Below are 26,493 nucleotides of genomic sequence, written 5' to 3'. Positions count from 1 at the left end.
GATCAGGCCCCCCGGCCCCCGCGGGCGCCCGCCTAGCGGGCTGACGGCCGCCGGGTGAGACTGGGAATCGTACGTGCGCACGACGTGCTTCCGTGCGGCTCGCCGCGCCTTCCGCCGCAGGGCCGAAGGAGATGACGCCCATGCTGCCAGGTACCTCTCGCGGGCCCCGCCGCGACCGGCTCGACCCGTTCGATCTGCTGGAGAGATTCCTGGGGCTGAGCCCTCGAACTGCGGCTTCCGCCACGGAGCGCGCACCGATCGGCCGACTGCTCAGCGACTCCGCCCGAGAGCTGACATCCTCGGCCGCCCGGCGGGCCGCGGACGACGGCAGCGCCGACCTGGACACCGACCACCTGCTGTGGGCCGCCACCCGGGTCGAACCGTCCCGTAGCCTGCTGGCCAAGGCGGGCGTCGAACCCGACCGGCTCGCCGCGGAACTCGCCGAGGCGCTGCCCATCGGCGAGCTCGCCGAAGGCGAGCGGCCGCAGCTCACCCCGGCCGCCAAACGCGCCCTGAGCACCGCGCACACCCTGGCCCGGTCCAGCGGCGCCTCGTACATCGGGCCGCAGCACATCCTCAGCGCCCTGGTCGAACAACCCGGCAGCGCCGCCATCCGGGCACTGACCTCGCACGCCACCACCCCCGACGCCCTGCGGACCACCGCGGAACCCACGGACCGCGGCGCCAAGGCCCCGACGCTGGACGAGTACGGGTGCGATCTGACCGAGGAGGCGCGGGCGGGCCGCCTCGACCCCGTGGTCGGCCGGGCGGACGAGATCGAGCAGACCGTCGAGATCCTCTCCCGCCGCTCCCGGAACAACCCGGTGCTGATCGGCGAGCCGGGCGTGGGCAAGACGGCCGTCGTCGAGGGGCTCGCGCAGCGGATCGCGGACGGCGACGTGCCCGAGTCGCTGGCGAACAAGCCCGTCGTCCAGCTCGACCTGGTCGGCCTGGCGGCCGGAGCGAAGCACCGGGGGGAGTTCGAGGAGCGGATCAAGAAGGTGCTGGACGAGGGCAAGGCCACCACGGGCGGTCTGATCCTGTTCATTGACGAGGTGCACACCGCGGTCGGCGCGGGCAGCGGCCGCGAGGGCGCGATGGACGCGGGGAACACCCTCAAGCGGGCGCTGGTCCGCGGCGAACTCCACCTGGTGGGCGCGACCACCGTCGATAAGTACCGCAGGCACCTGGAGAAGGATCCGGCGGTGGAGCGCCTGATCCAGCCGGTGCTGGTCCGCGAGCCCACTGTCGAGGAGACCGTGCGGATCCTGGAGGGGCTGCGCGACGTGTACGAGGCCCATCACCAGGTCCGCTACTACGATGACGCGCTGGTCGCGGCGGCCGAACTGACCGACCGCTACATCAGCGACCGGTTCCTGCCCGAGAAGGCCATCGACCTCACCGACCAGGCGGGCGCCCGGGTCCGGCTGCGCTCACTCGCCCGCGGCGCCGAACTCACGGCCGCCGAGGCACGGGTCGACAAGGTGCGCCGTGAGAAGGACCAGGCCGTCGCCGACGAGGACTACGGGCGCGCCGAGGAGCTGAAGGCGGAGATCTTCAAGGCCGAGGAGGAACTGTCCAAGCTCGCGGAGAAGCGCGCGGGCGTGGCCGCCGTCACCGCCGACGACATCGCCGCCCTCGTCTCGTCCCGTACCGGCATCCCCGTCGAGAAGCTCGCCGCCACCGAACGCGAGCGCCTGCTCAAGCTGGAGGAGGCGCTGCACGCCCGGGTCGTCGGCCAGGACGAGGCGATCACCGCGGTCTGCGAGGCGGTACGGCGCAGCCGTTCCGGACTGGGCGACCCGGACCGGCCGGTGGGCTCGTTCCTGTTCCTCGGGCCGACCGGCGTCGGCAGGACCGAACTGGCCAAAGCGCTGGCCGAGGTGCTGTTCGGCGACGAGGACCGCCTGATCCGCATCGACATGAACGAGTACCAGGAGCGGCAGACCGTCAGCCGCCTGGTCGGCGCCCCGCCCGGATACACCGACCACGAGGAGGCCGGCCTGCTGACCGACGCGGTGCGCCGCAAACCGTACTGCGTCCTGCTGTTCGACGAGATCGAGAAGGCGCACCCGGACGCCTTCAACGTGCTGCTGCGCATCCTGGAGGACGGGCGGCTGACCGACGCCCAGGGCGGCACCGTCGAATTCCGCACCACGGTCGTCATCATGACCAGCTACGTCGGCGCGCGCCGCATCCAGGACCTGGCCGATCGGCCGATCGCCGCGATCCGGGACGTGATCCAGCCGGAGCTGGAGTCGCAGTTCCGCCCGGAGTTCCTCAACCGCATCGACGACATCGTGGTCTTCCATCCACTCAGCCGGGACCACATCGCGGTGATCCTCGACATGATGCTGGAACGCAGCCGCCGACGACTGCGCGCCCAGGACCTGGAACTGGAGGTGACCGAGGCAGCCAGGCAGTGGCTGGCCGGCACCGGCTACCAGCCGGAGGCCGGCGCCCGGCCGCTACGCCGCGTCATCCAGACCGAACTGGACAACCGGGTCGCCTCGTTGCTGCTGTCCGGCGTCGCGGAACCCGGCGACACGGTAATCGTCGCCGTCGTCGACGGCACACTCAGCTGTGCGGTCCGTCGGCCCGAGAAGACGTCATGACCTTCACTGGGCGGAGTGGCGATGACAGACCAGACAGACCGCGAGGAGCGCGAGACCGGGCCCTGCACACCCGCTACGGGAGAACCCCTCACGGGCAAGCCGCTGATGGGCGTGGAGGAGGAGTACCTCCTCGTGGACCCCGCGACGCGCGATGTCGCCGCGACCTCGGCGATGGTGGTGAAGCGGGCAGCGGTGGATCTGGGTGACGCCGTGACCTCGGAGCTGGGCCTGGTCCAGCTGGAGACGCACACCCCGCCGTGTGTCGAACACGCCGACCTGCTGCGGCATCTGCGCGAGTCGCGGGCGGCGGTCGCCGCGGCGGCGGCCATCGAAGGGCTGGGCGCGGTGGCCACCGGTGCGTCGGTGCTCGGCGGGGCGGTCCCCCAGCAGATCACCCAGAAGCCGCGCTACCGGGCCCAGTTGGAGGCCTACCGCGCACTGGTGGACGAGCATGTGATCTGCGCCAGCCAGGTGCACACCTGCGTACCCGACCGGGAGCAGGCGGTACTGGTCGGCAACCATCTGCGGCCATGGCTTCCGGCGCTGATCGCGATGTCCGCCAACTCGCCGTTCCACGAGGGCCGGGACACCCGGTACGCCAGCTGGCGCTGGCTGCACTGGCAGCGGTGGCCGGTGTCCGGGCCGCCGCCGTACTTCCACTCGCTGCGCGAGCACGACGAGTTGGTCAACGCGCTGGAGGAGGGCGGGGCGCTGGTGGACCGGCGGACGATCTTCTGGGACGTCCGGCTCTCCACGCGCTACCCCACCCTGGAGGTACGGGCCTGCGACATGCCGGTGACCGCCGAGGAGAGCGCCCTGCTCGCCGCCGTGGTCAGGGCGCTGGTGGTCACCGCGCTGCGGTCCGTGGAGCGCGGCGACCCCGGCCCCGACCTGCCCACACCGCTGCTGCGCGCCGCCTGCTGGCGGGCGGCGCGCGACGAGTTGACCGCCGTGGGCATCGATCCGCGTACCGGGCGGGCCACCGAACCGGGCAGCCTCGTCGACGCCCTGCTGCGCCACATCCGTCCGGCGCTGGAGGAACTCGGCGACGTACAGGCGGTGACCGTCGGGCTGCGGCGGTTGCGCGCGGTCGGCCCGGGGGCGGTCCGGCAGCGCGCCGCGTACGCGCATCGCGGTCTGCTGACCGACGTGGTCGACTTCCTGCTGGCGCAGACTCCGACCGGAACCCTGTGAGGCGCGGCCCGGCGGCCCGCTCACAGGCCCAGCACCGCCCGCATCACCGCCTGTGCGATCGGCGCCGCGTTGCCGCCGCCGGAGATGTCGGCGCGGTTGGCCGCCGCGTCCTCGACCACCACCGCCACCGCGACCGGTGCGGTGCCCGACCCCTTGGGCCGTGCCCAGGAGATGAACCAGGCGTAGGGCGTCCCCGCGTTGCCCACACCGTGTTGCGCGGTGCCCGTCTTGCCGCCCACGTCCACCCCGGGAATCCGGGCGTTCGTACCGGTGCCCTGGGTCACCACGTTCACCATCATCTGCTGCAGCAGCGACGCCGTGTGTGAACTCATCGCGCGGCGAAGCGCCTTGGGGCGGGTCACGGCGACGGCCGAGCCGTTCGCCCGGGTCTCCCTGTCGATCAGATAGGGCCGCATCACCTGGCCCCCGTCGGCCACCGCGGCCGCCACCATCGCCATCTGCAGGGGCGTCGCGCGGGTGTCGTACTGGCCGATGGACGACAGGGCGAGCTGTGCGGCGTTCATGTCGGTGTCGAAGACGCTTTCGCTGACCCGGGACGGGATGCCCAGGTTCTTGTCGTTGAAGCCGAAGGCCTGCGCGGTGCTCACCATGCGCGACAGTCCGACGTCATCGCCGAGCTCGGCGAAGACGGTGTTGCAGGAGACCTGGAAGGCGTAGAGCAGCGTGGCGTTGGCGCAGCCGCCGGCCTCGTTGGTCAGCTGGGTCGCGGTGTTCGGCAGGGGGTACGGGTCGGGGGAGGTGGTGGCCGCGTTGATGTCGGTGATCCGGCCGCTGTCCAGGCCCGCGGCGGCTGTGACGACCTTGAAGGCGGAGCCGGGCGGATAGGTCTGCCGGATCGCCCGGTTGAGCAGCGGCTGGTCGGCGGAGGAGGTCAATCGCTGCCAGGCCGCGACGTCGGAGCGGCTCGTTCCGGCGAAGCTTCCCGGGTCGTAGGAGGGCGAGGAGACCAGCGCCAGGATCCTGCCGGTGGCTGGTTCGACCGCGGCGACCGCGCCCTTGCTGCCGCCGAGACCGCTGAACGCGGCCTGCTGCGCGGCCGGGAGGATGGTCGAGCGCACCTGCCCGCCCGGGTTCTGCTCGCGGGCGATCGCGTTCCACAGCGGGAACGCGGCGAGCCGCGGATCGGTGCCGGACAGGATGCCGTCCGCGGCGTTCTCCAGCAGCGTGCTGCCGTAGGTCTGCGAGGCATAGCCGGTAACGGGCGCGTACAGCGGGCCGTTTGGGTAGGTGCGCTGGTAACGCAGCGATCCGCCGGTGTCCTTGGAGCCGGTGACGGCCGTCGCACCCGCGTAGACGTTCCCGCGGGGTTGGCCGTAGCGGAGCAGCACCGTGCGCCGGTTGGCCGGGTTGGCGGCGTACGAGTCGGAGTTGACGACCTGCACCCGGGTGGCGTTGACCAGCAGTGCGACGAGCATCAGCAGGCAGAGGACGGCGGCATGCCGGATGTAGCGGATCACCGTTCGTCGTCCTCCACGGGCCGTACGGTGGCGATCTCGCCGGTCTCCGCGGTCAGCGGGCGTGGCCTGCGGGCCGAGTCGCTGAGCCGGATCAGCAGCGCGATGATGATCCAGTTGGTGACGACGGACGAGCCGCCCTGCGCCAGGAACGGCATCGCCATGCCGGTGAGCGGGATCAGATCCATCACCCCGCCCGCGATCACGAAGACCTGGAGCGCCAGGATCGATGCCAGCCCGACCGCCAGCAGCCGCCCGAAGGAGTCGCGGACGGCGAGCCCGGCGCGGTAGCCGCGCTCCACCAGCAGCGCGTACAGCAGGAAGAGCACGAGCAGGCCGGTGAGCCCCAACTCCTCGCCCGCGGTGGCCAGGATGAAGTCGGACTTCACGGCGAAGCCGATCAGGATCGAGTGGCCCCGGCCGAGTCCGGTGCCCAGCAGCCCGCCCGCGCCGAAGGCGAAGAGCGACTGCGCGAGTTGCCCCGCCCCTTGGCCCGCGGCGATGCTGGCGAACGGGTGCAGCCAGTTGTCGATGCGGCTGTGCACGTGCGTCTCCACGGTGCTGACGCCGTAGGCGCCCGCGGCGGCGAGCAGCAGACCGATGACGATCCAGCCGGTGCGGCCGGTGGCCACGTAGAGCATGACGACGAAGACCCCGAAGAACAGCAGCGAGGTCCCCAGGTCGGTCTCCAGGACCAGCACGCCGATGCTCAGCGTCCAGACCACCAGGATGGGCCCGAGCACCCGGCCGGTGGGCAGTTGAAGCCTGCCGAAGAGGGTGCGTTCGGTGTACGCGAGCGCATGGCGGTTGGCCGCGAGGTACGCGGCGAAGAACACCGCGAGCAGGATCTTGGCGAACTCGCCCGGCTGGAAGGAGAGCGGGCCCAACCGGATCCAGATCCTGGCCCCGTTGATCGCCGGAAAGAAGATCGGAACGGCCATCAGGACGAGCGCGGCGGCCATCGACACATATCCGTAGCGCGCCAGGGTCCGGTGGTCCCGGAGCAGCACCACGACGGCGACGAACAGTCCGACGCCGAGCGCTGACCACACCATCTGCGTCGGGGCCGCCGGGTTCCCCGGCGTCTCCAGGTCGAGCCGGTAGATGAGGACCAGGCCGAGCCCGTTGAGCAGCACCGCGATCGGCAGCAGCAGCGGGTCGGCGTACGGGGCCCGCCACCGCACGGCGAGGTGGGCGAGTACGGCCAGTACCGCCAGGGCGGCGCCGTAGCCCCCCGCGCCCCGCGGTACCGCGCCGTGCTTGGCGAGTCCGACGGCGACATAGCCGTACACGCTGATCAGTACGGCCACGGCCAGCAGCGAGAGCTCGACACCGCGCCGCCTGGGCAGTCGTACGGCGGGCAGCGGAGCGGGCCGGGAGCCTCCTGTGCCTCCCGTGCGTCCCGGGTCTCCCGGGCCTCCCGCGCCTCCCGGCTCTCCCGCGCCTCCCGGCTCTCCCGCGCGTCCCGCGCCTCCCGTCCCGGAGGCGGCACCTCCGGATCGTCCGGTGTCGCCAGCGCGTCCGCGTCCGGGACGTCCGGCCCCTCCCGAGCCGAAGGCGGCGACAGGAAGGAGGAAGTGGCTCATGGCTGGCAACCTAGCAAGCGCTGGGCGTTATGCGGCTTATATCCAGAGGTGTTCGCTCGGGGCCGTCGGGGTGATGGCCCTACCGTGCAACCCCGCGGTGCCGAACCAGCGGCACCCATGTGCGCATCCGCGGATCCGCCGACAGGCATCGGGCGTTGTCAGACCCCCTCGCTAGCGTGGTCTGTATGAACGTGCCCGGGGAACTGTCCCACCTGCCGTACGCCGATCTGCTCCAGCCGCACGCGGGCGGCCTGGCGGCGCGGCAGCGGTATGACACGGTGCATTTCGACGGCCTCACCCTGGAGGAGGAGCGGGCCGATGACGCGCAGTTCCTCGAATGCGCCGTCACGGAGTGCGCGATAACCGGTGGCTCGCTGCGCGCCGCCCGCTTCAACGAGGTCTGGATACAGGGCACCCGCCTCGTCGGCACCGGCTGCGCGGAGACCAACTGGCTGGATTCCACCGCCGATTCGTGCGTGCTGGCGGGTGTCGAGGCGTTCGGCGCGCAGCTGCGGAGGGTGTCCTTCCGCCGGTGCAAGTTCGACTCGGTCAACCTGCGGTCCGCCGCGCTGCACGAGGTCGTCTTCGAGGACTGTGTGCTGCGCGATGTCGATCTGGGCGGCGCCCGGCTGGCCGATGTGTCGTTCCCCGGCTCGGCCCTGGAGCGGCTCCGGCTCGGGCGGGCCGCGCTGAAGCGGGTTGATCTGCGGGGCGCCAGCCTGCTCGATCTGGCCGACGGCTACGAAGCCCTGAGCGGTGCGATGATCAACAGTTCCCAACTCGTCCAGCTGGCACCGGGGTTGGCGGGCGCGCTGGGCATCGTGGTGGAGGACCGCTGACTGGGTGTCCCGGAAGGCCGACCCTAGGGCCCCGGCCGAACCGCGGGCCCGCCGCGCCGCCCGGGGCGGCATCGTCAGGCGGAGCCTTGCGACTCGGCCCGGGCGCATCCGGGGGGTGCTGCCGCGCCCGGACCGAGTGCGATCAATCTACTACACGGTTGTAGACGTCGGGTGGGAGGCGGCGTGAAGGCCAGGCGAAGTCCTTGTGCCCGGCACCTTGTCGTGAGCATGATTGGCCGTCATGCTCATGGGCCATGCGCCTGGGTCTGTGGCGGGGTAGATGGCCGGGTCGGATCGCGGTGGCGTGCGCCGCGGCCCTGGGTCTGCTGGGAGCGTCCGCCGTGCCCGCGGGAGCCGCGCCTTCCGCGCCGCCACCGGTGGGCACCGTCACCATCGGTGGCCACACCTATCTGGCGGACGCGCGCGGCCGCGCCCTGCAACTCCACGGTCTCAACCTGGGCAAATCCGACGCGGTTACCGAATCCAGCGTCGCCGATCTGGCCGCCGGCGGCTTCAACCTGATGCGTCTGGACATCCAGTGGAGCCATGTGGAACCGCGGCGCGGCCACTACGACACCGGGTATCTCCGCTACCTCGACCACGTCCTGGGCTGGGCCGACCACTACCGGGTGCTGGTGCTGGTCGACTGGCACCAGGATGTGTACGGGCCGCGGTTCGGCGGCGACGGGCTGCCGCGCTGGGCCACCCGCACCGATGGCCTGCCGTTCCAGCACAACCCCGGCGACTGGTTCGCCGACTACTTCCAGCCCGCGGTGCAGGCCGCCTTCCGGCACCTGTACGACGACGCGGATCTGCGTACCGCCCAGTCGGCCGCGTACCGGACGGTGGCCCGGGCGCTGCGCGGCCACCGCTCACTGCTCGGATACGACCTGTTCAACGAGCCGAGCGGGCCGTTCCCCGGCGACCCCACCGACCCGAAGGTCCAGCTCGCGGCCTCCGCCGCGCTGGAACGCGGCCGTCTCGCCGCTATGTACCGCAGGGTGGTCGCCGCCGTCCGCGGCGCGGACCAGCGCGCCTGGCTGTTCGTCGAGCCGACCGTCCTGGTCGGCGAGGGCGTACCGACCAGGCTGCCCGGCTTCACCGACCCGCGGCCGGGACCGGCGCGTCTCGGCTACGCACCGCACTACTACGACACCGCGGTCGAGTCCGGCGCCGACTGGAACCCCAAGGACGGCTTCATCGCCGCCTACGAGTCCGCCATCGGCCGCTACCCCGCCGCGCACCGGCTACCGGTGGTGGTCGGCGAGTGGGGCCCGCCGTCCGCCGCCACACCCGGCAACGCGGAGCTGGTGGCCCGCCAGGTCGCCTCCATGCGGGCCTTCGCGACCGGCTGGACCATGTGGTACGACTGCCGCGCCGCCCGCGGCGCGGGCTACTGCGCCTACGGCGCCGACGGCCGCCCGGCACCGGGCAAGGAGCCCGCGTTCTGGCCGTACGCGACGACGGTGGCGGGAGCCCCGGCGGCGGAGTCGTACGATCCGGCGCGGCGCGTCTACCGCCTGACGATGGCGCTCCGACGCGCCGGCGGCCCGGCGGAAACGGAGATCACCCTTCCGAACACCGCCTTCCCGAACGGCGTCCGGGTGGTCGTGTCCGCGAAAGCGGTGATCCGGATCGAGCAGCCGACGCGGCAACGGCCGGGAGTGGCCAGGGTGTTGCCGGTCGGCGGGCGGCCCGGCGAGCGGAAAACCATCGCCGTGTACGGTCGATGAACGGTAGCGTCCGGAACATGCCATGCGATGTGATCGTGATCGGTAGCGGGGTCATCGGACTGACCACGGCCATCCGCCTCGCGGAGTCGGGCGCGCGGGTACGGGTGTGGAGCCGCGACCCGGTGGACCGCACCACGTCCGCGATCGCCGGGGCGCTGTGGGAGCCGTACCGCATCGAGCCGCGGCACCGGGTCGCCGCCTGGTCGCGCCGCACCTTCGAGGTCCTCACCGAGCTCGCGGAGCGGCCCGAGGAGACGGGCGTCCGCCTGGTGGCGGGCGTCCAGGCGCTGGACGGCGACCTTCCGCTGCCCTACTGGGCGGACACCGTCCCCGGCCTGCGGCCCGCGGAACCGGACGAACTGCCGCCGGGCTACAAGTCGGGCTTCCGCGCCCGACTCCCGCTGGTCGACATGCCCACGCACCTGGACTACCTGTCCCGACGCCTGATCGCGGCGGGCGGCACGCTGGAACAGCGCACGGCCATCAGCCTCGACGAGGCCGCCCGGCACGCCCCTCGCATCGCCAACTGCACCGGACTGGCGGCCCGCGACCTGGTCCCCGATCCGCGGGTGCGCCCGGTTCGGGGACAGATCGTCGTCGTCGAGAACCCAGGGCTGACCGAGTGGTTCGTCCGCGCGGGCGAGGAGGACGCCGAGGCGGTCTACCTCTTTCCCCAGCCCTACGGCCTCCTGCTGGGCGGCACCGCCCACGAGGGCGTGTGGGACACCGCCCCCGACCCCGCCACGGCCGACGCGATCATCGCCCGCTGCGCCCTGATCGACCCCCGGATCTCCACCGCCCGGGTGCTACGGCATCGGGTGGGCCTACGCCCGGTGCGCGACGAAGTCCGGCTGGAGCGCGAGGAGTTGGCGACCCCGAAGGGGGCGGTGTGCGTCCACAACTACGGCCACGGCGGCGCGGGCATCACCGTCTCCTGGGGCTGTGCGGACGAGGCGGCGGGGGAGGTGTGGAAGTGACGGCGGCACTCAACGCGGTGCAGCGGGGAGTCACGGCGGTCGTGCTGGCCCTGGGCTTCCTCGCCCTGATGGCCTTCCTCAGCGTGACCGCCTGGAAGACGGCGAACGCCGATCTGTCGACACTCACCAGGGACCTCTCCATCGTGGCGACGGCACTGTTCGGAGCGGTGATCAACCCCAACGGGAAGACCCAGCAGGGGCCTTGGCGCAACGCCGAGGGCTGGATCTGGATCGCCCTGACCGTCGCGGGCCTGGCCGGAGTGATCGCCACCGGTGTCGCGGTCACGGTGCACGGCAACCATCCGAACAGCGTGCCCGCGCTCACGGCGGCGGTTCTGGCGTTCGCCGGCCTGTTCGTCGACACGTCCAAGCTGGCCCATCCGGGGGGCGGTTGGCCTCCTTCGCAGCCGGTGGCGTCAGTGGAAGCGGATGTGGCGAACACCGATCGCGTACCGCCGCAGTCGCGCCCGTAGCGGACCGTCGGTGTTCTCGGTGATCGGCAGCCCGGCCGAGCGGGCGATACGGTCGGCGACCTTCGGCACCGTCAACCGGTCTGTGTGGATGTGCTCGGCGAACTCCTCGCCCCGCAGCCGCCGCAGGCAGTCGTCGAGCCGGGCCACGGCGAAGCTCTCCCGCTTCAGCCCCCGGCCCAGCCCGCGTTCCTTCAGCCGCTGCAGCACGGTGTCGCGCTCAGCGAGAAGAGCGAAGTGCCGTACGTCATGACCGTCAGCACGCAACTCACCGACGATCTCCGCGAAGTACCCAGGGTCGACAAGCGTCATCGGCGCGATGACCGGCCCGTCATACCCGCGCAGAACCAGGTCCAGCACCTCCCGCACCCCACGCCGCCAGCTCACCAGGTCCTGGAAGTCCCCGCGCATCCCGACCGGCAGCATGCGATGCAGCCCGTAACCCACATGTTCCGGATCGCACACCACGCTCCCCGGCAACCGCCGCTGGAGCTCATAAGCGGTCTGCGTCTTACCGCCTCCGAACGGCCCGTTGATCCACAGCAGCATGCGACGACGATACCCACGAGGCGCGTGCCGCCTGTTGCTATCGAGGGCTCCTCCTGGCGATCACATTGATGGTCAAGGCGAGCACACTCGTGCACAACGCGCCAAGTCCGGTGCAGGCGACCGCACGCGGGTATGCGCCGTCGTACGTGGCGATGCAGGCGGCGCCGAAGAAGAGCACGACAAGGATGCAGCAGCCGATGATGAACATGGCGGTCAGTGCGCGGCGGGCCAGGCGTATCCAGCGGTCGTGGCGGCATTCGGCCGGTGACTGGGGGCCCGGCTCATGGGCCGGTTGAGACCCCTGGACAGGTGCGGCGGCCCGCCGGGCGGGGGGTTCCCTTTTGTGCGGCGGTTGCTGGCTGTTTGCCGGAGTGCTCGGTTCGGCAGAAGGTTCTGTGCCACTGTGGGACATAGGTGCTTCCTCACCGGGAGTCACTGGGCTGTCCGCTGCCCTGTGGCTGGCATCCGGAAGCGGCGGGCAGAACAGTTCGTCCTTCTCCCGATGCGGGCGCTCGACGATGAACAACGCTCCGAGTTCAAGAGGTTGTTGGTGGACCGAGGATGGGGGAAGTTGATCAGCCCTGGGGGTTGACCGCTGGGAGGTGCCACAGCGTGGCTGCCCCCCGGCATGCAGGAGTCCGCACGCTGCGCTAGGGGTGCCGCGAATCCCTCACCGGCCCGCAGGAAGACCTTCCAAGGTCATCACGCTATTGCAACGTGATCACTGTCATAGGTCTGCATCGGGCGGCATTCGCCTGCACATACGCGAAGACCCCGCCGCCAGCGTTCTCGCTGGTCACGGGGTCTTTAGGCACTCCATAAGGGGTGCCCCCGGCAGGATTCGAACCTGCGCACACGGCTCCGGAGGCCGTTGCTCTATCCCCTGAGCTACGGGGGCGTGTCGACCTTGGTGGCGGCGACGGGTAGAACCCTACCAGCTTTGGGAGGGTGCACGTGTACAGGGTTTTTGCGGGGGGATGGAGGGGGACTACCCCATCCGCCGGGGGTGCGTCCCATCGTCCGGGAAACCTCCCCCGCACGGGGAAGAAGTGGGTAAAACGCGGACGCAACCGGTGGCGCACGCCTAGTCTTCAGGGTGTGCAGGGCGCGCCCGGGCGGGTTCTTGTTGTCGACGACAACAAGGTCATCCGACAGCTGATCAGGGTCAACCTCGAACTGGAGGGTTTCGAGGTCGTGACCGCGGCTGATGGTGCGGAGTGCCTGGACATCGTGCATCAGGTGCGGCCCGACGTGGTCACGCTGGACGTCGTGATGCCGCGGGTCGACGGGCTGCGGGCAGCGGAGCGGTTGCGGGCGGATCCGCGGACCCGGCATCTGCGGATCGCCATCATCAGTGCCTGTAGCCGGCCGGAGGTTGAGGACGGGGAGCGGGCCGCGGTGGATGCTTTCCTCGCCAAGCCGTTCGAACCGGCCGAGCTGGTGCGGTTGGTGCGACGGCTGATGCACGCTGGTCCGGCGGCCGTCCCTGAGGAGGCGGAGGAGCTTCCCGCCTCCAGCCCGCAGTGCTCCTAGGCCAGCCCGCAGTGCTCCTAGGTCAACCCGCAGTGCTCCTGGGCCAGCCCGCAGTGCTCCGGGCTCAAGTGGTGGTCCTGTGGGGCGAGTGGTGCTCCTGGGGCCTGGGTGTCGGGTGCCCACTACTCGAAACCCATTCGCGGGATCACCCCCCACCTCGCCTACGCTTTCCCTGTGACCCCCGCCGAGCTCTCCCGTACCGTGCTGAGCGCGGTTCGTCATGCCGTCGAGGCTGACGAACTGCGCGTGCCCGTGCCGGAGCGGGTCATCGTCGAGCGTCCGCGCGGGTCACGGCAGGGGGACTACGCCACCAACGTCGCGCTGCGGCTCGCCAAGTCGGCGGGGCGGCAGCCACGGCAGGTCGCCGAGATACTGGCCGGGCGCCTCGCGGACTGCCCCGGCATCGCCCGGGTGGAGATCACGGACCCCGGATTCCTGAACATCACGCTGGAAGCCACCGCGCAGGCCGGGTTGGTGCGCGAGGTTCTCGCACGAGGGGCGGCCTACGGCCACAACCGTTCGCTGGCCGGTACCCGCACCACCCTCACCCACGACGGCGAGCCGCGTGCCGCCGCCGTCGCCGAGGCGGGGAACCGGCTGCTGCGGGCCTGCGGCGCCGAGGAGGGGCCGCCCGAGCCGGTACGGGTACGCGCGGCCCGGCCCGCGCCCGACATGCCCCCCGGCGACTCCCGCGCCCCCGGCCGCGCCCCAGACCTCATCCCCGGTCTCACCCCCGACGCCGCCCGCTGGGGCCTCCTGCGCCCGCCGCCGGGCGACGCCCCCCGGCTGGACCCCGGCGAACTGCTCGCGCAGCGCGAGTCGAACCCCCTCTTCCGCGTCCAGTACGCACACGCCCGCGCCCGAGCCCTGCTGCGCAACGCCCATGACCTGGGCATCGAGCCGGACCCCGACGGCCGTTACGCACATCCGGCGGAACACCGGCTGCTCGGCGTGCTCGCCGACTTCCCGCGCATCGTCGAGGCTGCCGCCCGGCACCGTTCCCCCGACCGGATCGCCCGGCATCTGGAGCTCACGGCCGACGCCTTCTTCGCCTGTCATGACATGTGTCCGCAGCTGCCCCGCGGTGACGAGAAACCCTCGGCCGCCCACCGGGCCCGGCTGTCGCTTGCCGACGCGGCCGGGACGGTGCTCGCGGGCGGCCTGACCCTGCTCGGCATCTCCGCGCCCGAACACCTCTGAGGAGTTTCAGAGCACCATGTCCCGTTCCGCACACCCCGCTGGGCCCCGCTACGCCGACGTACTGCCCGAAGGCCACTACACGGCGCCGCCCGCCGACCTCAACGCGCTGGACCCGAAGGTCTGGTCCCGTACCGTCGCCCGCAACGCCGATGGCGCGGTCGAGGTCGGCGGGATCGATGTCCGGGCGCTGGCCGCGGAGTTCGGCACTCCGGCATACGTACTCGATGAGGCGGACTTCCGGGCCCGCTGCCGCGCCTGGCGTGAGGCGTTCGGCACGGACGCCGATGTCTTCTACGCGGGCAAGGCCTTCCTCTCCCGCGCCGTGGTGCGCTGGCTGCACGAGGAGGGGCTCAACCTCGACGTGTGCTCGGAGGGCGAGCTGGCGACGGCGCTGTCGGCGGGCATGCCCGCCGAGCGCATCGCCCTGCACGGCAACAACAAGAGCGTTCGGGAGATCGAGCGGGCCGTCGAGGCCGGTGTCGGGCGGATCGTCCTCGACTCCTTCCAGGAGATCGTCCGGGTCGCCGGTATCGCCGAGCGGCTCGGCAGGCGGCAGCGGGTGCAGATCCGGGTGACCGTCGGCGTCGAGGCGCACACCCATGAGTTCATCGCGACCGCGCACGAGGACCAGAAGTTCGGCATCGGGCTCGCCGACGGCCAGGCCGCCGAGGCGGTACGCCGTGCGCTCAAGCTCGACAGCCTCGAACTCATCGGCATCCACTCGCACATCGGGTCGCAGATCTTCGACACCTCCGGATTCGAGGTGGCTGCCCACCGTGTCGTCGGGCTGCTGAAGCAGATCCGGGACGAGCACGGGGTGGAGCTGCCCGAGATCGACCTCGGCGGCGGTCTCGGTATCGCGTACACCTCGGACGACGATCCGCGTGAGCCGCACGAGATCGCCGAGGCGCTCTCCGAGATCGTCACCCGCGAGTGCGCCGCGGCGGGGCTTTCCGTGCCCCGGCTGTCGGTCGAGCCCGGCCGGGCGATCGTCGGCCCGACGGCGTTCACGCTCTACGAGGTGGGGAACATCAAGCCGCTGGAGGGTCTGCGGACCTACGTCAGCGTCGACGGCGGCATGTCGGACAACATCCGTACCGCCCTCTACGACGCCGAGTACACCGTGGCGTTGGTCTCGCGGTCCTCCGAGGCCAAGCCGATGCTCACCCGGGTGGTCGGCAAGCACTGCGAGTCCGGCGACATCGTGGTGCGGGACGCGTTCCTGCCCGCGGACCTCGCGACCGGCGACCTGCTCGCGGTGCCCGCCACCGGTGCGTACTGCCGCTCCATGGCGAGCAACTACAACCACGCGCTGCGCCCGCCGGTCGTGGTGGTCGACGACGGGCAGGCGCGGGTGATCGTCCGGCGCGAGACGGAGGAGGATCTCCTGCGTCTCGATATCGGCTAGCAAGATCTTGGTCTCGGATGCTGGACGGAGCATAGAAACTCGCGTCCGGTGGGTGAGACTGGTTCCACACCAATTGGTAAAGAGTTGTTCAGAAACGAGGTCGGATGATGCGTACGCGTCCGCTGAAGGTGGCGCTGCTGGGCTGTGGGGTGGTCGGCTCCGAGGTGGCGCGCATCATGACGACGCACGCGGACGACCTCACGGCCCGGATCGGCGCCCCGGTCGAGCTCGCCGGAATCGCGGTGCGCCGCCCGGACCGGGTGCGCAAGGGCGTGCCCGCCGAGCTGATCACCACTGATGCGACCGCCCTGGTCAAACGCGGGGACGTGGACGTCGTCGTGGAGGTAATCGGCGGCATCGAGCCGGTACGCACCCTCATCACCACCGCGTTCGAGCACGGCGCCAGCGTGGTCTCCGCCAACAAGGCGCTGCTCGCCGCCGACGGTGCCACGCTGCACGCCGCCGCCGTCCAAAACGGTGTGGACCTGTACTACGAGGCCGCGGTGGCCGGTGCCATCCCGCTGATCCGGCCGCTGCGCGAGTCGCTCGCCGGTGACAAGGTCAACCGGGTGCTCGGCATCGTCAACGGCACCACCAACTTCATCCTGGACCGGATGGACTCCACCGGCGCCGGTTACTCCGAGGCGCTCGACGAGGCCACCGCGCTCGGTTACGCGGAGGCCGACCCGACCGCCGACGTCGAGGGGTTCGACGCCGCCGCCAAGGCCGCGATCCTCGCCGGAATCGCCTTCCACACCCGGGTCACCATCGACGATGTGCACCGCGAGGGCCTCACCGAGGTCACCGCCGCCGACATCGCCTCCGCCAAGCGGATGGGCTGCACGGTCAAGCTGCTGGCGATCTGCGAGCGCAGCGCGGACGGCCGGTCGGTGACCGCACGCGTGCACCCGGCGATGATTCCGCTCAGCCACCCGCTGGCGAGCGTCCGCGAGGCGTACAACGCGGTCTTCGTCGAGGCGGACGCCGCCGGGCAGTTGATGTTCTACGGGCCCGGCGCGGGCGGTGCGCCCACCGCCTCCGCGGTCCTCGGTGACCTGGTCGCGGCCTGCCGCAACAAGCTGGCGAAGACCACCGGAGTGGGTGAGTCCGCGTACACCCGGCTGCCGGTGAGCCCGATGGGCGAGGTGGTCACGCGCTACCACATCAGCCTGGACGTGGCCGACAAACCCGGTGTGCTGGCCCAGGTCGCCACGGTCTTCGCCGAGCACCAGGTGTCCATTGACACCGTTCGGCAGCAGGGCAAGGACGGGGAAGCCTCCCTCGTCGTCGTCACCCACCGCGCGCCCGACGCCGCTTTGTCGGCAACCGTCGAGGCCCTGCGGAAACTCGACACCGTACGCGGCGTCGCGAGCATCATGCGTGTGGAAGGGGAGTAATCCAGTCATGAACGCCGTTGTCGATCACCCTGCCGGTCCGGGCGGCTCCGTCGCCGGGCGAATGTCCGGCACCCACCAGTGGCGCGGCATCATCGAGGAGTACCGGGACCGCCTCCCGGTGACCGCCGTGACCCCCGTGGTCACGCTGCTGGAGGGCGGCACCCCGCTCGTTCCCGCACAGTTGCTCTCCGAACGCACCGGCTGCGACGTCTACTTGAAGGTCGAGGGGGCCAACCCCACCGGCTCGTTCAAGGACCGCGGCATGACCATGGCCATCTCCAAGGCCAAGGAGGCGGGCGCACAGGCGGTCATCTGCGCGTCCACCGGCAACACCTCCGCTTCCGCGGCGGCTTACGCGGTACGGGCCGGGATGGTCTGCGCCGTGCTGGTGCCGCAGGGCAAGATCGCGCTCGGCAAGATGGGCCAGGCGCTGGTGCACGGTTCGCGGATCCTGCAGGTCGACGGCAACTTCGACGACTGCCTGGACCTCGCGCGTGGACTGTCCGAGAAGTACCCGGTGGCGCTGGTCAATTCCGTCAACCCGGCACGTATCGAGGGGCAGAAGACCGCCGCCTTCGAGATCGTGGACGCGCTCGGCGACGCGCCGGACATCCACGTCCTCCCGGTGGGCAACGCGGGGAACATCACGGCCTACTGGAAGGGCTACCAGGAGTACGCCGCTGACGGTATCTCCACCCGCGCTCCGCGGATGTGGGGCTTCCAGGCGGCCGGTTCGGCGCCGATCGTGAACGGCGCGCCGGTACGCCAGCCGCAGACCATCGCCACCGCGATCCGGATCGGCAACCCCGCCTCCTGGAAGTTCGCGGAGGCGGCCCGGGACGAGTCCGGCGGCCTCATCGAGGCGGTGACGGACCGTCAAATCCTCTCCGCCTACCGACTGTTGGCCTCGCGTGAGGGCGTCTTCGTGGAACCTGCCTCGGCCGCCTCGGTGGCCGGTCTGCTCAAGGCCGCGGAGGAGGGCAAGGTCGACCCGGGCCAGCGGATCGTCTGCACGGTGACCGGAAACGGCCTGAAGGACCCGGACTGGGCCGTCGCGGGCGCCCCGCAGCCGATCACCGTTCCGGTGGACGCCGACGCGGCCGCGGAACGGCTGGGCCTGGCGTAAGCCTCTCCGGCGGTGTCGCAGCAGCTGTCAGCGGCCCCGGCCGGGGGCACCGCGACCCGGCGAAGGACCGCCCGACCTGCGGGGAGCGCATGGCACGGCGTGCGACACGCATCGCGCGCCGTTCGTGCGCCCTATGTCGCAGCAGAACCTTCCTTCGATAGGCTGGCACCCATCGGCGCCGTCGTGTGCCGCTTCGGCCCATGCCGTTGGCATTGGCCCGTGTCGCCACCGTCGTCGCCCCCGGGCGACGGACAAGCCCTCGCGTTGCCACCGGCTGATGACGCCAAGGCCCCAAGGCAGCACTGCACTTGCCACACAAGGAGACTCTTCGACCGATGGCCGGTCCAGCCTTCCGCGCAGCCGCCGTCCGAGTGCGCACCCCCGCCACCAGCGCCAACCTCGGACCCGGCTTCGACGCCCTCGGCCTGGCCCTGGGGCTGTACGACGACGTCGTGGTCCGGGTCGCCGACTGCGGCCTGCACGTCGACATCGCGGGTGAAGGCGCCGACACCCTGGCCCGTGACGAGAAGCACCTGGTCGTACGGTCCCTGCGCACCACGTTCGACCTGCTCGGCGGCCAACCGCGCGGCCTTGAGGTGGTCTGCGCCAACCGCATCCCGCACGGCCGCGGCCTCGGCTCCTCCTCCGCCGCCATCTGCGCGGGCATCATGGCCGCCCGCGCGGTGACCATAGGCGGCCCGGAGAAGCTGGACGACACGGCGATGCTGGAACTGGCCACCGAGATCGAGGGCCATCCCGACAACGTGGCGGCCTGTCTGCTCGGCGGATTCACCCTGGCCTGGACCGAGTCCGGGGCGGCCAGAGCGATCCGGATGGACCCGGCGCCGTCCGTCGTCCCGGTGGTCTTCGTGCCCGCCAAGCCGGTGCTGACCGAAACCGCACGGGGCCTGCTGCCGCGCACCGTCCCGCACGTGGACGCGGCGGTCAACGCCGGGCGCGCGGCGCTGCTGGTGGAGGCGCTGACCCGGCGCCCGGAACTGCTGCTCGCCGCCACCGAGGACCGGCTCCACCAGGAGTACCGGGCACCGGCGATGCCGGAAAGCGTGGCGCTGGTCAACCGGTTGCGCGCCGACGGGGTCCCCGCGGTCATCTCCGGCGCGGGGCCGACCGTGCTGGCGCTGACGGAGGACGGCACGGCCGACAAGGTCGCCGCGGTGGCCGGAGCGGGCTGGGCGGCCAATCGGCTGACGATGGACGCGTCGGGGGCCACGGTGCTCCCGCTGGCCAGTGTTGGGGCGGACAGCTCGGGAGCGGCCGTCTGATGACCCGGGGGACGAGGCGGGGGTTTGAGCCAATGGGCGACAAGGGAAGAACTGCGCGCGGCAGCACCGCGCCCCGTGCCGGCCGGACCGGCGGTACGACCGGCACAGTCCCGAAGCACGATTGCCGGGCGCGGAGAGGGGGAATATTTGTTGGATCAGGTAGTGTTAACCTCAAGTCTGCACTCGACGGACCATACCTGTGTATGGTGCCGCGGTGTTGTGTGTCCCGTATCGGGGTGTTCCGTAGCGGGATCGCCATTCTTCCGGGAGCCTCCCTCACTGCCTGAGCAGCCTGCCTTTGCAGTGCCGAGCACGCTCCGGAGTCGGTGCGAAGGACCGGCCACCTCCGTGTGACCTCATCGCACCGAACCACCATGCAGTATTTCTCCCGCCGTCAGGCGGACCACCGCCCCGGATCCGGGCACCGCAATGAAAGCCCGGAATCCGGACAGCACAACCGGTCGCCGAGCCGATCAGGCCGACGCCCGCTCCAGGGAAGGACCCTTCGTGAGCGACACCACCGATCTGATGGGCGTACGCGCAGACAGCGCTGCCGCCGCATCCGATGCCGCCGCGCCTGCCACCGGTACTGCCACCGGTAGTGCCCCCAGGCGTCGCCGGTCTGGCACCGGCCTTGAGGGCATGGTTCTGGCTGAGCTCCAGCAGGTGGCCTCGGCACTCGGAATCAAGGGCACCGCGCGGATGCGCAAGGGCCAGTTGATCGAGGTCATCAAGGAGCGGCAGGCGGGCGGCGGCTCGACCACCGCCGCCCCCGCCGCCGAGAAGCCCAAGCGCCGCACGACCTCGCGAGCGCGTACCGGCGAGGCCGCCGCGGAGCCCGCGGCCGCCGCGTCCGCCGAGGGCCAGCAGCAGATTGACATTCCGGGCCAGCCCGCCGGCGACAAGCCGGTCGCCGAGCGCCGTGGCCGCCGTACGGCCGCCGCCGACAAGACCGTCACCGAGAAGGCCGAGCCGAAGGCCGCCGAGCAGCCCGCCGCCACGGCCACCGCCACCGCCGAGCCGAAGGCCGCCAAGGCCGAGGAGCCGGCCAAGGGCGAGGCCGGTGCCGAGCAGGGCCAGGGCGACCGTGAGGGCCGCCGGGACCGCCAGGGCGAGCGCGGCCAGAAGGGCGACCGCCAGGAGCGGGGCGACCGCGGTGACCGTGAGGGCGGCCGCCGGGACCGCCAGCGTGACCGCCGCCGTGGCGAGGAGGGCGCCGCCAGCCAGGGCGGCGGCGACCGCCAGGGCCAGGGCCAGGGTCAGGGCCAGGTCGATGACGACTTCGAGGGCGGCCGCCGCGGCCGTCGCGGCCGCTACCGCGACCGCCGTGGCCGCCGTGGCCGTGACGACTTCGCCGCGGGCGAGCCGCAGCTCGCCGAGGACGACGTCCTGATCCCGGTCGCCGGCATCCTCGACATCCTGGACAACTACGCGTTCATCCGCACCTCCGGCTATCTGCCGGGCCCGAACGACGTGTACGTCTCGCTCGCCCAGGTCCGCAAGAACGGCCTGCGCAAGGGCGACCACGTCACCGGTGCGGTGCGGCAGCCCAAGGACGGCGAGCGGCGCGAGAAGTTCAACGCCCTTGTCCGGCTTGACTCGGTGAACGGCATGGCGCCCGAAACCGGCCGTGGGCGGCCGGAGTTCGGCAAGCTCACCCCGCTGTACCCGCAGGAGCGGCTGCGGCTGGAGAACGAGCCGAACCAGCTGACCCCGCGGATCATCGACCTGGTCGCGCCGATCGGCAAGGGCCAGCGTGGTCTGATCGTGGCCCCGCCGAAGACCGGTAAGACCATGATCATGCAGGCGATCGCCAACGCGATCACCCACAACAGCCCCGAGTGCCACCTGATGGTCGTCCTGGTCGACGAGCGTCCGGAAGAGGTCACCGACATGCAGCGGTCGGTCAAGGGCGAGGTCATCTCCTCGACCTTCGACCGCCCGGCGGAGGACCACACCACGGTCGCGGAGCTGGCCATCGAGCGCGCCAAGCGCCTGGTGGAGCTGGGCCATGACGTGGTCGTGCTGCTGGACTCCATCACCCGTCTGGGCCGCGCGTACAACCTCGCGGCGCCTGCCTCCGGCCGCATCCTGTCCGGTGGTGTGGACTCCACCGCGCTCTACCCGCCGAAGAAGTTCTTCGGCGCCGCGCGCAACATCGAGGACGGCGGTTCGCTGACCATCCTGGCCACCGCGCTGGTCGAGACCGGCTCGCGGATGGACGAGGTGATCTTCGAGGAGTTCAAGGGCACCGGCAACATGGAGCTGCGCCTGGACCGCAAGCTCTCCGACAAGCGCATCTTCCCGGCGGTGGACGTCGACGCGTCCAGCACCCGCAAGGAGGAGATCCTGCTTGCGCCGGAGGAGCTCAGCATCGTCTGGAAGCTGCGCCGGGTGCTGCACGCCCTGGACTCGCAGCAGGCCATCGAGCTGCTGCTGGACAAGATGAAGCAGACCAAGTCCAACGCCGAGTTCCTGATGCAGATCGCCAAGACGACGCCGGGCAACGGCGGCGACTGACAGGCGAGTTGCCGTCAAGGGGCCGCCCCCGTCACTTCGGTGCCGGGGGCGGCCCCTTGTCTGTGTCGGCTGTGCCGCGGCTGTGCGTGAGCGCAATGGCGGCATAGGAGACGTTCACCACTTCTGGGACTGGAACCCGGGTGGCGCGAGCAGACGTCTGACACTGCGGAACAGACCGTTCCCACTGCATTTCTTGCGGGCGGCAGGGGGTAGCCGAAGGAAGAAGCGAGGATTGATGGGCGAGAACGACAGGCCGACGACCGGCCGGATGGCCGCGCTGCGCGGCCCCGGACGCCGCCGCAGGCCCCGGAGCAAGGCCCTGCGGATCACCGCCTGGACGCTCGCCGGGGCCGTCGCACTCGGCGGCCTGGGCCTGGGATACGTCTACCTCCGGCTGAACGGCAACATCACCGGCGTCGACATCAACGCCCAGCTGGGCAAGGACCGCCCGAAGAACATCGACAACGGCTCGATGGACATCCTCGTACTCGGCTCGGACTCACGGGCCGGGAAGAACGGGCAGTACGGCCGGGACGAGGGCGGCGCCCGCTCCGACACCGCGATGATCGTGCACCTGTACAAGGGCCACCAGAAGGCCACCGTGGTCAGCATTCCGCGAGACACCCTGGTGCACCGCCCGGCCTGTACGAGCTCCGACGGGACCTCCGTCCCCGCGTCGAGCAGCGACATGTTCAACGACGCCTACTCGGTCGGCGGCCCGGCCTGTGCGGTCAAGACCGTCGAGTCGATGACCGGCATCCGCATGGACCACTACATCGAGGTCGACTTCACCGGCTTCAAGAACCTGATCGACGCCATGGGCGGCGTTCCGATCACCACCACCAAGCCGATCAACGACCGCGACAGCCACCTCGACCTGCCCGCCGGTACCCACACGCTGGGCGGCGAGCAGGCGCTCGGCCTGGTCCGCACCCGGCACGGCGTCGGCGACGGCAGCGACCTGGGCCGCATCCAGCTCCAACAGGCATTCATGAAGGCGCTGCTGGCCCAGGCGCACAGCGTGGGCACGCTGACCAACCCGGCCAAGCTGTACAAGGTCGCCGACACCGCGACCAAGGCGCTCACCACCGACTCCGAACTGGCGTCGGTCAACGCGCTGGTCGGCTTCGCGGAGGGGCTGAGGAACATCAAGTCCGGCGACCTCGACATGGTGACCATGCCGGTCCAGTACGACCAGGCCGACCCGAACCGGGTCGTCCCGATGGAGAGCAAGTCCGCGCTGGTCTGGTCGGCCCTGCGGGGTGACCGCCCGGTCCCGGCTGCGGCGAAGCACGGTTCCGCCGGGGATGGTGCGCTGGCGCGCGGCTGGGTGAAGTAAGGGCTTCATCTCGGGGCGGAGCCCCCCGGCCCCCGTTTCCGGGGGCCTGGGTCGGCCCGGGGAATAGCATCGCCCGGGGCCCGGTTTTGGGAGTACGGGCCGGTCCTGGCAGACTGGTACGTCGGCCCCGGTTCACGTCCCGCAATCCCGCGGTACGACCCGGTGCCCTCCCGAACCTAGGAGAACCCCTTGAAGCGCGAGATTCACCCGGAGTACGTGGTCACCGAGGTCACCTGCACCTGCGGCGCCTCGTTCAGCACCCGGAGCACCAAGACTGACGGCGCCATCCGTGCGGACGTCTGCTCGGCGTGCCACCCCTTCTACACCGGCAAGCAGAAGATCCTCGACACCGGCGGCCGTGTCGCCCGCTTCGAGGCCCGCTTCGGCAAGAACGCCGGTTCCGCCAAGAAGTAGCGGTTCGCACGCCGGTCCTCGCCGCCCCTGCCACGGGGGCGGCCGGACCGGCTTTTTGGCGTTCGTCCCCCAGTCCCGTACGTACCAAGGGAACCGAAGATGTTCGAGGCGGTCGAGGAACTGATCGGCGAGCACGCCGACCTCGAAAAGCGGCTTGCCGACCCGGCGGTCCACGCCGACCAGGCCGAGGCGCGCAAGCTCAACAAGCGTTACGCCGAGCTCACGCCCATTGTCGGCACGTACCGGGAATGGAAGCAGACCGGCGACGACATCGAGACCGCTCGCGAACTCGGTCAGGACGACCCGGAGTTCGCCGCGGAGGTCAAGCAGCTGGAGCAGCACCGTGAGGAGATCACGGACCGCCTCCGGCTGCTGCTCGTGCCGCGCGACCCCAGCGACGACAAGGACGTGATCCTTGAGGTCAAGGCGGGCGAGGGCGGCGAGGAGTCCGCGCTGTTCGCCGGTGACCTGCTGCGGATGTACCTGCGGTACGCGGAGCGGGTCGGCTGGAAGACCGAGATCCTCGACGCCAACGAGTCCGACCTCGGCGGTTACAAGGACGTACAGGTGGCGGTCAAGGCCAAGGGCAACGCCGAGCCCGGCCAGGGCGTGTGGGCCCGGCTGAAGTACGAGGGCGGGGTGCACCGCGTACAGCGGGTGCCGGCCACCGAGTCCCAGGGCCGTATCCACACCTCGGCCGCGGGCGTGCTGGTCACCCCGGAGGCCGAGGAGGTCGAGGTGGAGATCAACGCCAACGACCTGCGCATCGACGTGTACCGCTCGTCGGGCCCCGGCGGCCAGTCCGTCAACACCACCGACTCCGCGGTCCGCATCACGCACCTGCCGACCGGCATCGTCGTCTCCTGCCAGAACGAGAAGAGCCAGCTCCAGAACAAGGAGCAGGCGCTGCGCATCCTGCGCTCCCGGCTGCTGGCCGCCGCCCAGGAGGAGGCCGAGCGGGAGGCGTCGGACGCGCGCCGCAGCCAGGTCCGCACGGTGGACCGCTCGGAGCGGATCCGGACGTACAACTTCCCGGAGAACCGGATCTCCGACCACCGGGTGGGCTTCAAGGCGTACAACTTGGACCAGGTACTCGACGGGGACCTCGACGTCGTCATCCAGGCGTGCGTCGACGCCGACTCCGCGGCGAAGCTGGCCGCGGCCCAGTAAGCCCGCCTACCACGGCTCACCGAGAAGGACGGATCGCGCGTGAACCTGCTGCTCGCGGAGGTGGCCCAGGCCACCCAGCGGTTGGCCGATGCCGGTGTGCCCTCGCCCCGTTTCGACGCGGAGGAGTTGGCCGCGTACGTGCACGGGGTCAAGCGCGGTGAGCTGCACAACGTCGCCGACGCCGACTTCGACGCCCGGTACTGGGAAGCGGTGGCCCGCAGGGAGAACCGCGAGCCGCTGCAGCACATCACCGGTCGCGCCTTCTTCCGGTACCTGGAACTCCAGGTGGGCCCGGGGGTGTTCGTGCCCCGTCCGGAGACCGAGTCGGTGGTCGGCTGGGCCATAGACGCGGTGCGGGCCATGGATGTCGCGGAGCCGCTCATCGTGGACCTGTGCACCGGCTCCGGCGCGATCGCGCTGGCGCTGGCCCAAGAGGTGCCGCGCTCCCGGGTGCACGCGGTCGAGCTGGACGAGGGCGCGCTGTACTGGACGCGCAAGAACGTCGAGGGCTCCCGGGTGACGCTGCACCAGGGGGACGCGCTGACCGCGTTGCCGGAACTGAACGGCCAGGTCGACCTGGTGATCAGCAACCCGCCCTACATCCCGCTGACCGAGTGGGAGTTCGTGGCGCCCGAGGCCAGGGACCACGATCCGCAGCTCGCCCTCTTCTCCGGCGAGGACGGTCTGGAGACCATCCGCGGCCTGGAGCGCACCGCGCACCGGCTGCTGCGGCCCGGCGGTTGCGTGGTGGTGGAACACGCCGACACCCAGGGCGGCCAGGTCCCGTGGATCTTCAACGAGGAGACCGGCTGGGCCGACGCGGCCGACCACCGCGACCTGAACAACCGACCCCGCTTCACCTCGGCCCGAAAGGCCACCCCATGATCGCGCCCGGTCGCCTCCCGGGACGTCGGACCACCTCGGCCCGCAAGGCGACACCGTGAACCCGGTCTCCACCCTCGACACCCAGGCCCATCAGATGGAGGACAGCTAATGGCTCGGCGTTACGACTGCTCCGACGCGTCCGACCGCGCCACCGGGCTGCGCGAGGCCGCCTCGGCGGTGCGCCGCGGTGAGCTCGTGGTGCTGCCCACCGACACCGTGTACGGCATCGGCGCGGACGCCTTCAACGGCGAGGCCGTCGGCGATCTGCTGCAGGCCAAGGGCCGGGGCCGCAACATGCCCTCGCCGGTGCTCGTCGGCTCCCCGAACACCCTGCACGGTCTGGTCACCGACTTCTCCGAGCAGGCCTGGGAACTGGTGGACGCGTTCTGGCCCGGTGCGCTGACCCTGGTCGCCCGCCACCAGCCGTCGCTCCAGTGGGACCTGGGCGACACCCGCGGCACGGTCGCGATCCGAATGCCGCTGCATCCGGTCGCCATCGAACTGCTCACCGAGACCGGCCCGATGGCGGTCTCCAGCGCCAACCTGACGGGACACCCGTCTCCGCAGACCTGCGAGGCCGCGCAGAACATGCTCGGCGACTCGGTCTCCGTCTACCTCGACGGGGGTCCGACCCCGGACGCGGTACCGTCCTCGATCGTGGACGTCACCGGCAAGGTCCCGGTGCTGCTGCGGGCCGGCGCGCTGAGCGCCGAGCAGCTCCGCGAGGTCGTACCCGACCTGGAGGAAGTGGCGTGAGCGGCACCGACAGCTGCTATCGCG

The 26,493-nt window shown here is 71.1% G+C and carries 22 protein-coding genes and 1 tRNA gene; 18 read left to right on the top strand and 5 right to left on the bottom strand.

The features are described from left to right. Nucleotides 1-140 precede the first annotated feature (140 nt). Nucleotides 141-2,615 carry an ATP-dependent Clp protease ATP-binding subunit gene (locus tag P2L57_RS01910; protein WP_275807063.1) on the top strand — a complete coding sequence of 825 codons (2,475 nt, stop codon included), beginning with the start codon at nucleotides 141-143 and terminating at the stop codon, nucleotides 2,613-2,615. Nucleotides 2,616-2,636: 21 nt separating this feature from the next. Continuing rightward, entirely contained in the window at nucleotides 2,637-3,809 is a 1,173-nt protein-coding gene (locus P2L57_RS01905) for a carboxylate-amine ligase (protein WP_275807061.1), read from the top strand. Nucleotides 3,810-3,829: 20 nt separating this feature from the next. Here P2L57_RS01905 and P2L57_RS01900 read toward each other — a convergent pair whose 3' ends face one another. Then, nucleotides 3,830-5,287 (bottom strand): penicillin-binding transpeptidase domain-containing protein, encoded by a 1,458-nt coding sequence (locus tag P2L57_RS01900; protein WP_275807058.1) that lies wholly within the window; start codon nucleotides 5,285-5,287, stop codon nucleotides 3,830-3,832. Next, a complete protein-coding gene (locus P2L57_RS01895; RefSeq protein ID WP_275807610.1) occupies nucleotides 5,284-6,648 on the bottom strand; it encodes an FtsW/RodA/SpoVE family cell cycle protein in 1,365 nt (454 codons plus the stop codon). The genes P2L57_RS01900 and P2L57_RS01895 overlap by 4 nt, the downstream gene beginning before the upstream one ends. A gap of 407 nt (nucleotides 6,649-7,055) precedes the next feature. On the opposite strand from P2L57_RS01895, the gene P2L57_RS01890 reads away from it, so the two are divergent. The 4 genes from P2L57_RS01890 (at nucleotide 7,056) to P2L57_RS01875 (ending at nucleotide 10,892) form a co-directional block, all read left to right on the top strand. After that, a complete protein-coding gene (locus tag P2L57_RS01890) occupies nucleotides 7,056-7,709 on the top strand; it encodes a pentapeptide repeat-containing protein (protein ID WP_275807055.1) in 654 nt (217 codons plus the stop codon). Nucleotides 7,710-7,963: 254 nt separating this feature from the next. Continuing rightward, a complete protein-coding gene (locus tag P2L57_RS01885; protein ID WP_275807052.1) occupies nucleotides 7,964-9,442 on the top strand; it encodes a cellulase family glycosylhydrolase in 1,479 nt (492 codons plus the stop codon). A gap of 17 nt (nucleotides 9,443-9,459) precedes the next feature. Beyond that, entirely contained in the window at nucleotides 9,460-10,419 is a 960-nt protein-coding gene (locus tag P2L57_RS01880; protein WP_275807049.1) for an FAD-dependent oxidoreductase, read from the top strand. Further along, nucleotides 10,416-10,892 carry a hypothetical protein gene (locus tag P2L57_RS01875; protein WP_275807046.1) on the top strand — a complete coding sequence of 159 codons (477 nt, stop codon included), beginning with the start codon at nucleotides 10,416-10,418 and terminating at the stop codon, nucleotides 10,890-10,892. The genes P2L57_RS01880 and P2L57_RS01875 overlap by 4 nt, the downstream gene beginning before the upstream one ends. Here P2L57_RS01875 and P2L57_RS01870 read toward each other — a convergent pair. The 3 genes from P2L57_RS01870 to P2L57_RS01860 all read right to left on the bottom strand — a co-directional run bounded on the left by P2L57_RS01870 (nucleotide 10,836) and on the right by P2L57_RS01860 (nucleotide 12,336). Then, nucleotides 10,836-11,438, bottom strand: coding sequence for an AAA family ATPase (locus tag P2L57_RS01870; RefSeq protein WP_275807042.1), 603 nt, complete (start codon nucleotides 11,436-11,438; stop codon nucleotides 10,836-10,838). The genes P2L57_RS01875 and P2L57_RS01870 overlap by 57 nt on opposite strands. Before the next feature lie 37 nt (nucleotides 11,439-11,475). Continuing rightward, nucleotides 11,476-11,646, bottom strand: coding sequence for a hypothetical protein (locus tag P2L57_RS01865; RefSeq protein ID WP_275807040.1), 171 nt, complete (start codon nucleotides 11,644-11,646; stop codon nucleotides 11,476-11,478). Between the two features lie 618 nt (nucleotides 11,647-12,264). Next, a tRNA-Arg gene (locus P2L57_RS01860) sits at nucleotides 12,265-12,336 on the bottom strand. Between the two features lie 200 nt (nucleotides 12,337-12,536). Between P2L57_RS01860 and P2L57_RS01855 the strand changes: the two genes are divergently transcribed. From P2L57_RS01855 to P2L57_RS01800, 12 genes are all read left to right on the top strand, one after another. Beyond that, nucleotides 12,537-12,971, top strand: coding sequence for a response regulator (locus P2L57_RS01855; protein ID WP_275807037.1), 435 nt, complete (start codon nucleotides 12,537-12,539; stop codon nucleotides 12,969-12,971). A 174-nt stretch (nucleotides 12,972-13,145) separates the two neighbouring features. After that, on the top strand, nucleotides 13,146-14,171 hold the full coding sequence (nrtL, locus tag P2L57_RS01850; RefSeq protein ID WP_275807035.1) for an ArgS-related anticodon-binding protein NrtL: 1,026 nt from the start codon (nucleotides 13,146-13,148) through the stop codon (nucleotides 14,169-14,171). A gap of 16 nt (nucleotides 14,172-14,187) precedes the next feature. After that, nucleotides 14,188-15,579 carry a diaminopimelate decarboxylase gene (lysA, locus tag P2L57_RS01845; RefSeq protein ID WP_275807032.1) on the top strand — a complete coding sequence of 464 codons (1,392 nt, stop codon included), beginning with the start codon at nucleotides 14,188-14,190 and terminating at the stop codon, nucleotides 15,577-15,579. Between the two features lie 104 nt (nucleotides 15,580-15,683). After that, a complete protein-coding gene (locus P2L57_RS01840; RefSeq protein WP_275807029.1) occupies nucleotides 15,684-16,976 on the top strand; it encodes a homoserine dehydrogenase in 1,293 nt (430 codons plus the stop codon). Nucleotides 16,977-17,037: 61 nt separating this feature from the next. Next, nucleotides 17,038-18,102, top strand: coding sequence for a threonine synthase (thrC, locus tag P2L57_RS01835; RefSeq protein WP_275807607.1), 1,065 nt, complete (start codon nucleotides 17,038-17,040; stop codon nucleotides 18,100-18,102). A 335-nt stretch (nucleotides 18,103-18,437) separates the two neighbouring features. Then, nucleotides 18,438-19,385, top strand: coding sequence for a homoserine kinase (thrB, locus tag P2L57_RS01830; protein WP_275807027.1), 948 nt, complete (start codon nucleotides 18,438-18,440; stop codon nucleotides 19,383-19,385). Nucleotides 19,386-19,892: 507 nt separating this feature from the next. After that, a complete protein-coding gene (rho, locus tag P2L57_RS01825) occupies nucleotides 19,893-21,905 on the top strand; it encodes a transcription termination factor Rho (RefSeq protein WP_275807025.1) in 2,013 nt (670 codons plus the stop codon). 235 nt (nucleotides 21,906-22,140) lie between these two features. Then, a complete protein-coding gene (locus P2L57_RS01820) occupies nucleotides 22,141-23,244 on the top strand; it encodes an LCP family protein (protein WP_275807023.1) in 1,104 nt (367 codons plus the stop codon). Nucleotides 23,245-23,433: 189 nt separating this feature from the next. Next, nucleotides 23,434-23,658, top strand: coding sequence for a 50S ribosomal protein L31 (gene rpmE / locus P2L57_RS01815; protein WP_275807021.1), 225 nt, complete (start codon nucleotides 23,434-23,436; stop codon nucleotides 23,656-23,658). 99 nt (nucleotides 23,659-23,757) lie between these two features. Next, the gene (gene prfA, locus P2L57_RS01810) at nucleotides 23,758-24,828 is read left to right on the top strand and encodes a peptide chain release factor 1 (RefSeq protein ID WP_275807019.1); all 1,071 of its coding nucleotides are present in this window, start codon (nucleotides 23,758-23,760) and stop codon (nucleotides 24,826-24,828) included. 39 nt (nucleotides 24,829-24,867) lie between these two features. Continuing rightward, entirely contained in the window at nucleotides 24,868-25,713 is an 846-nt protein-coding gene (gene prmC / locus P2L57_RS01805; protein ID WP_275807017.1) for a peptide chain release factor N(5)-glutamine methyltransferase, read from the top strand. Between the two features lie 108 nt (nucleotides 25,714-25,821). Continuing rightward, on the top strand, nucleotides 25,822-26,469 hold the full coding sequence (locus P2L57_RS01800; RefSeq protein ID WP_275807015.1) for an L-threonylcarbamoyladenylate synthase: 648 nt from the start codon (nucleotides 25,822-25,824) through the stop codon (nucleotides 26,467-26,469). The last annotated feature ends 24 nt before the right edge of the window (nucleotides 26,470-26,493 follow it).

It is taken from the genome of Streptantibioticus ferralitis, from assembly GCF_029223525.1.
GTDB lineage: Bacteria > Actinomycetota > Actinomycetes > Streptomycetales > Streptomycetaceae > Streptantibioticus_A > Streptantibioticus_A ferralitis.
This window is presented reverse-complemented; position numbering and strand designations above follow the sequence as displayed.

Bases quoted from the DNA above. Each gene is read 5' to 3' on its own strand.
- P2L57_RS01910 (WP_275807063.1), top strand. From the start codon at position 141: ATGCTGCCAGGTACCTCTCGCGGGCCCCGCCGCGACCGGCTCGACCCG.
- P2L57_RS01905 (WP_275807061.1), top strand. From the start codon at position 2,637: ATGACAGACCAGACAGACCGCGAGGAGCGCGAGACCGGGCCCTGCACA.
- P2L57_RS01890 (WP_275807055.1), top strand. From the start codon at position 7,056: ATGAACGTGCCCGGGGAACTGTCCCACCTGCCGTACGCCGATCTGCTC.
- P2L57_RS01885 (WP_275807052.1), top strand. From the start codon at position 7,964: ATGCGCCTGGGTCTGTGGCGGGGTAGATGGCCGGGTCGGATCGCGGTG.
- P2L57_RS01880 (WP_275807049.1), top strand. From the start codon at position 9,460: ATGCCATGCGATGTGATCGTGATCGGTAGCGGGGTCATCGGACTGACC.
- P2L57_RS01870 (WP_275807042.1), bottom strand. From the start codon at position 11,438: ATGCTGCTGTGGATCAACGGGCCGTTCGGAGGCGGTAAGACGCAGACC.
- P2L57_RS01865 (WP_275807040.1), bottom strand. From the start codon at position 11,646: ATGTTCATCATCGGCTGCTGCATCCTTGTCGTGCTCTTCTTCGGCGCC.
- lysA (WP_275807032.1), top strand. From the start codon at position 14,188: ATGTCCCGTTCCGCACACCCCGCTGGGCCCCGCTACGCCGACGTACTG.
- P2L57_RS01840 (WP_275807029.1), top strand. From the start codon at position 15,684: ATGATGCGTACGCGTCCGCTGAAGGTGGCGCTGCTGGGCTGTGGGGTG.
- thrC (WP_275807607.1), top strand. From the start codon at position 17,038: ATGTCCGGCACCCACCAGTGGCGCGGCATCATCGAGGAGTACCGGGAC.
- thrB (WP_275807027.1), top strand. From the start codon at position 18,438: ATGGCCGGTCCAGCCTTCCGCGCAGCCGCCGTCCGAGTGCGCACCCCC.
- P2L57_RS01820 (WP_275807023.1), top strand. From the start codon at position 22,141: ATGGGCGAGAACGACAGGCCGACGACCGGCCGGATGGCCGCGCTGCGC.
- prfA (WP_275807019.1), top strand. From the start codon at position 23,758: ATGTTCGAGGCGGTCGAGGAACTGATCGGCGAGCACGCCGACCTCGAA.
- P2L57_RS01800 (WP_275807015.1), top strand. From the start codon at position 25,822: ATGGCTCGGCGTTACGACTGCTCCGACGCGTCCGACCGCGCCACCGGG.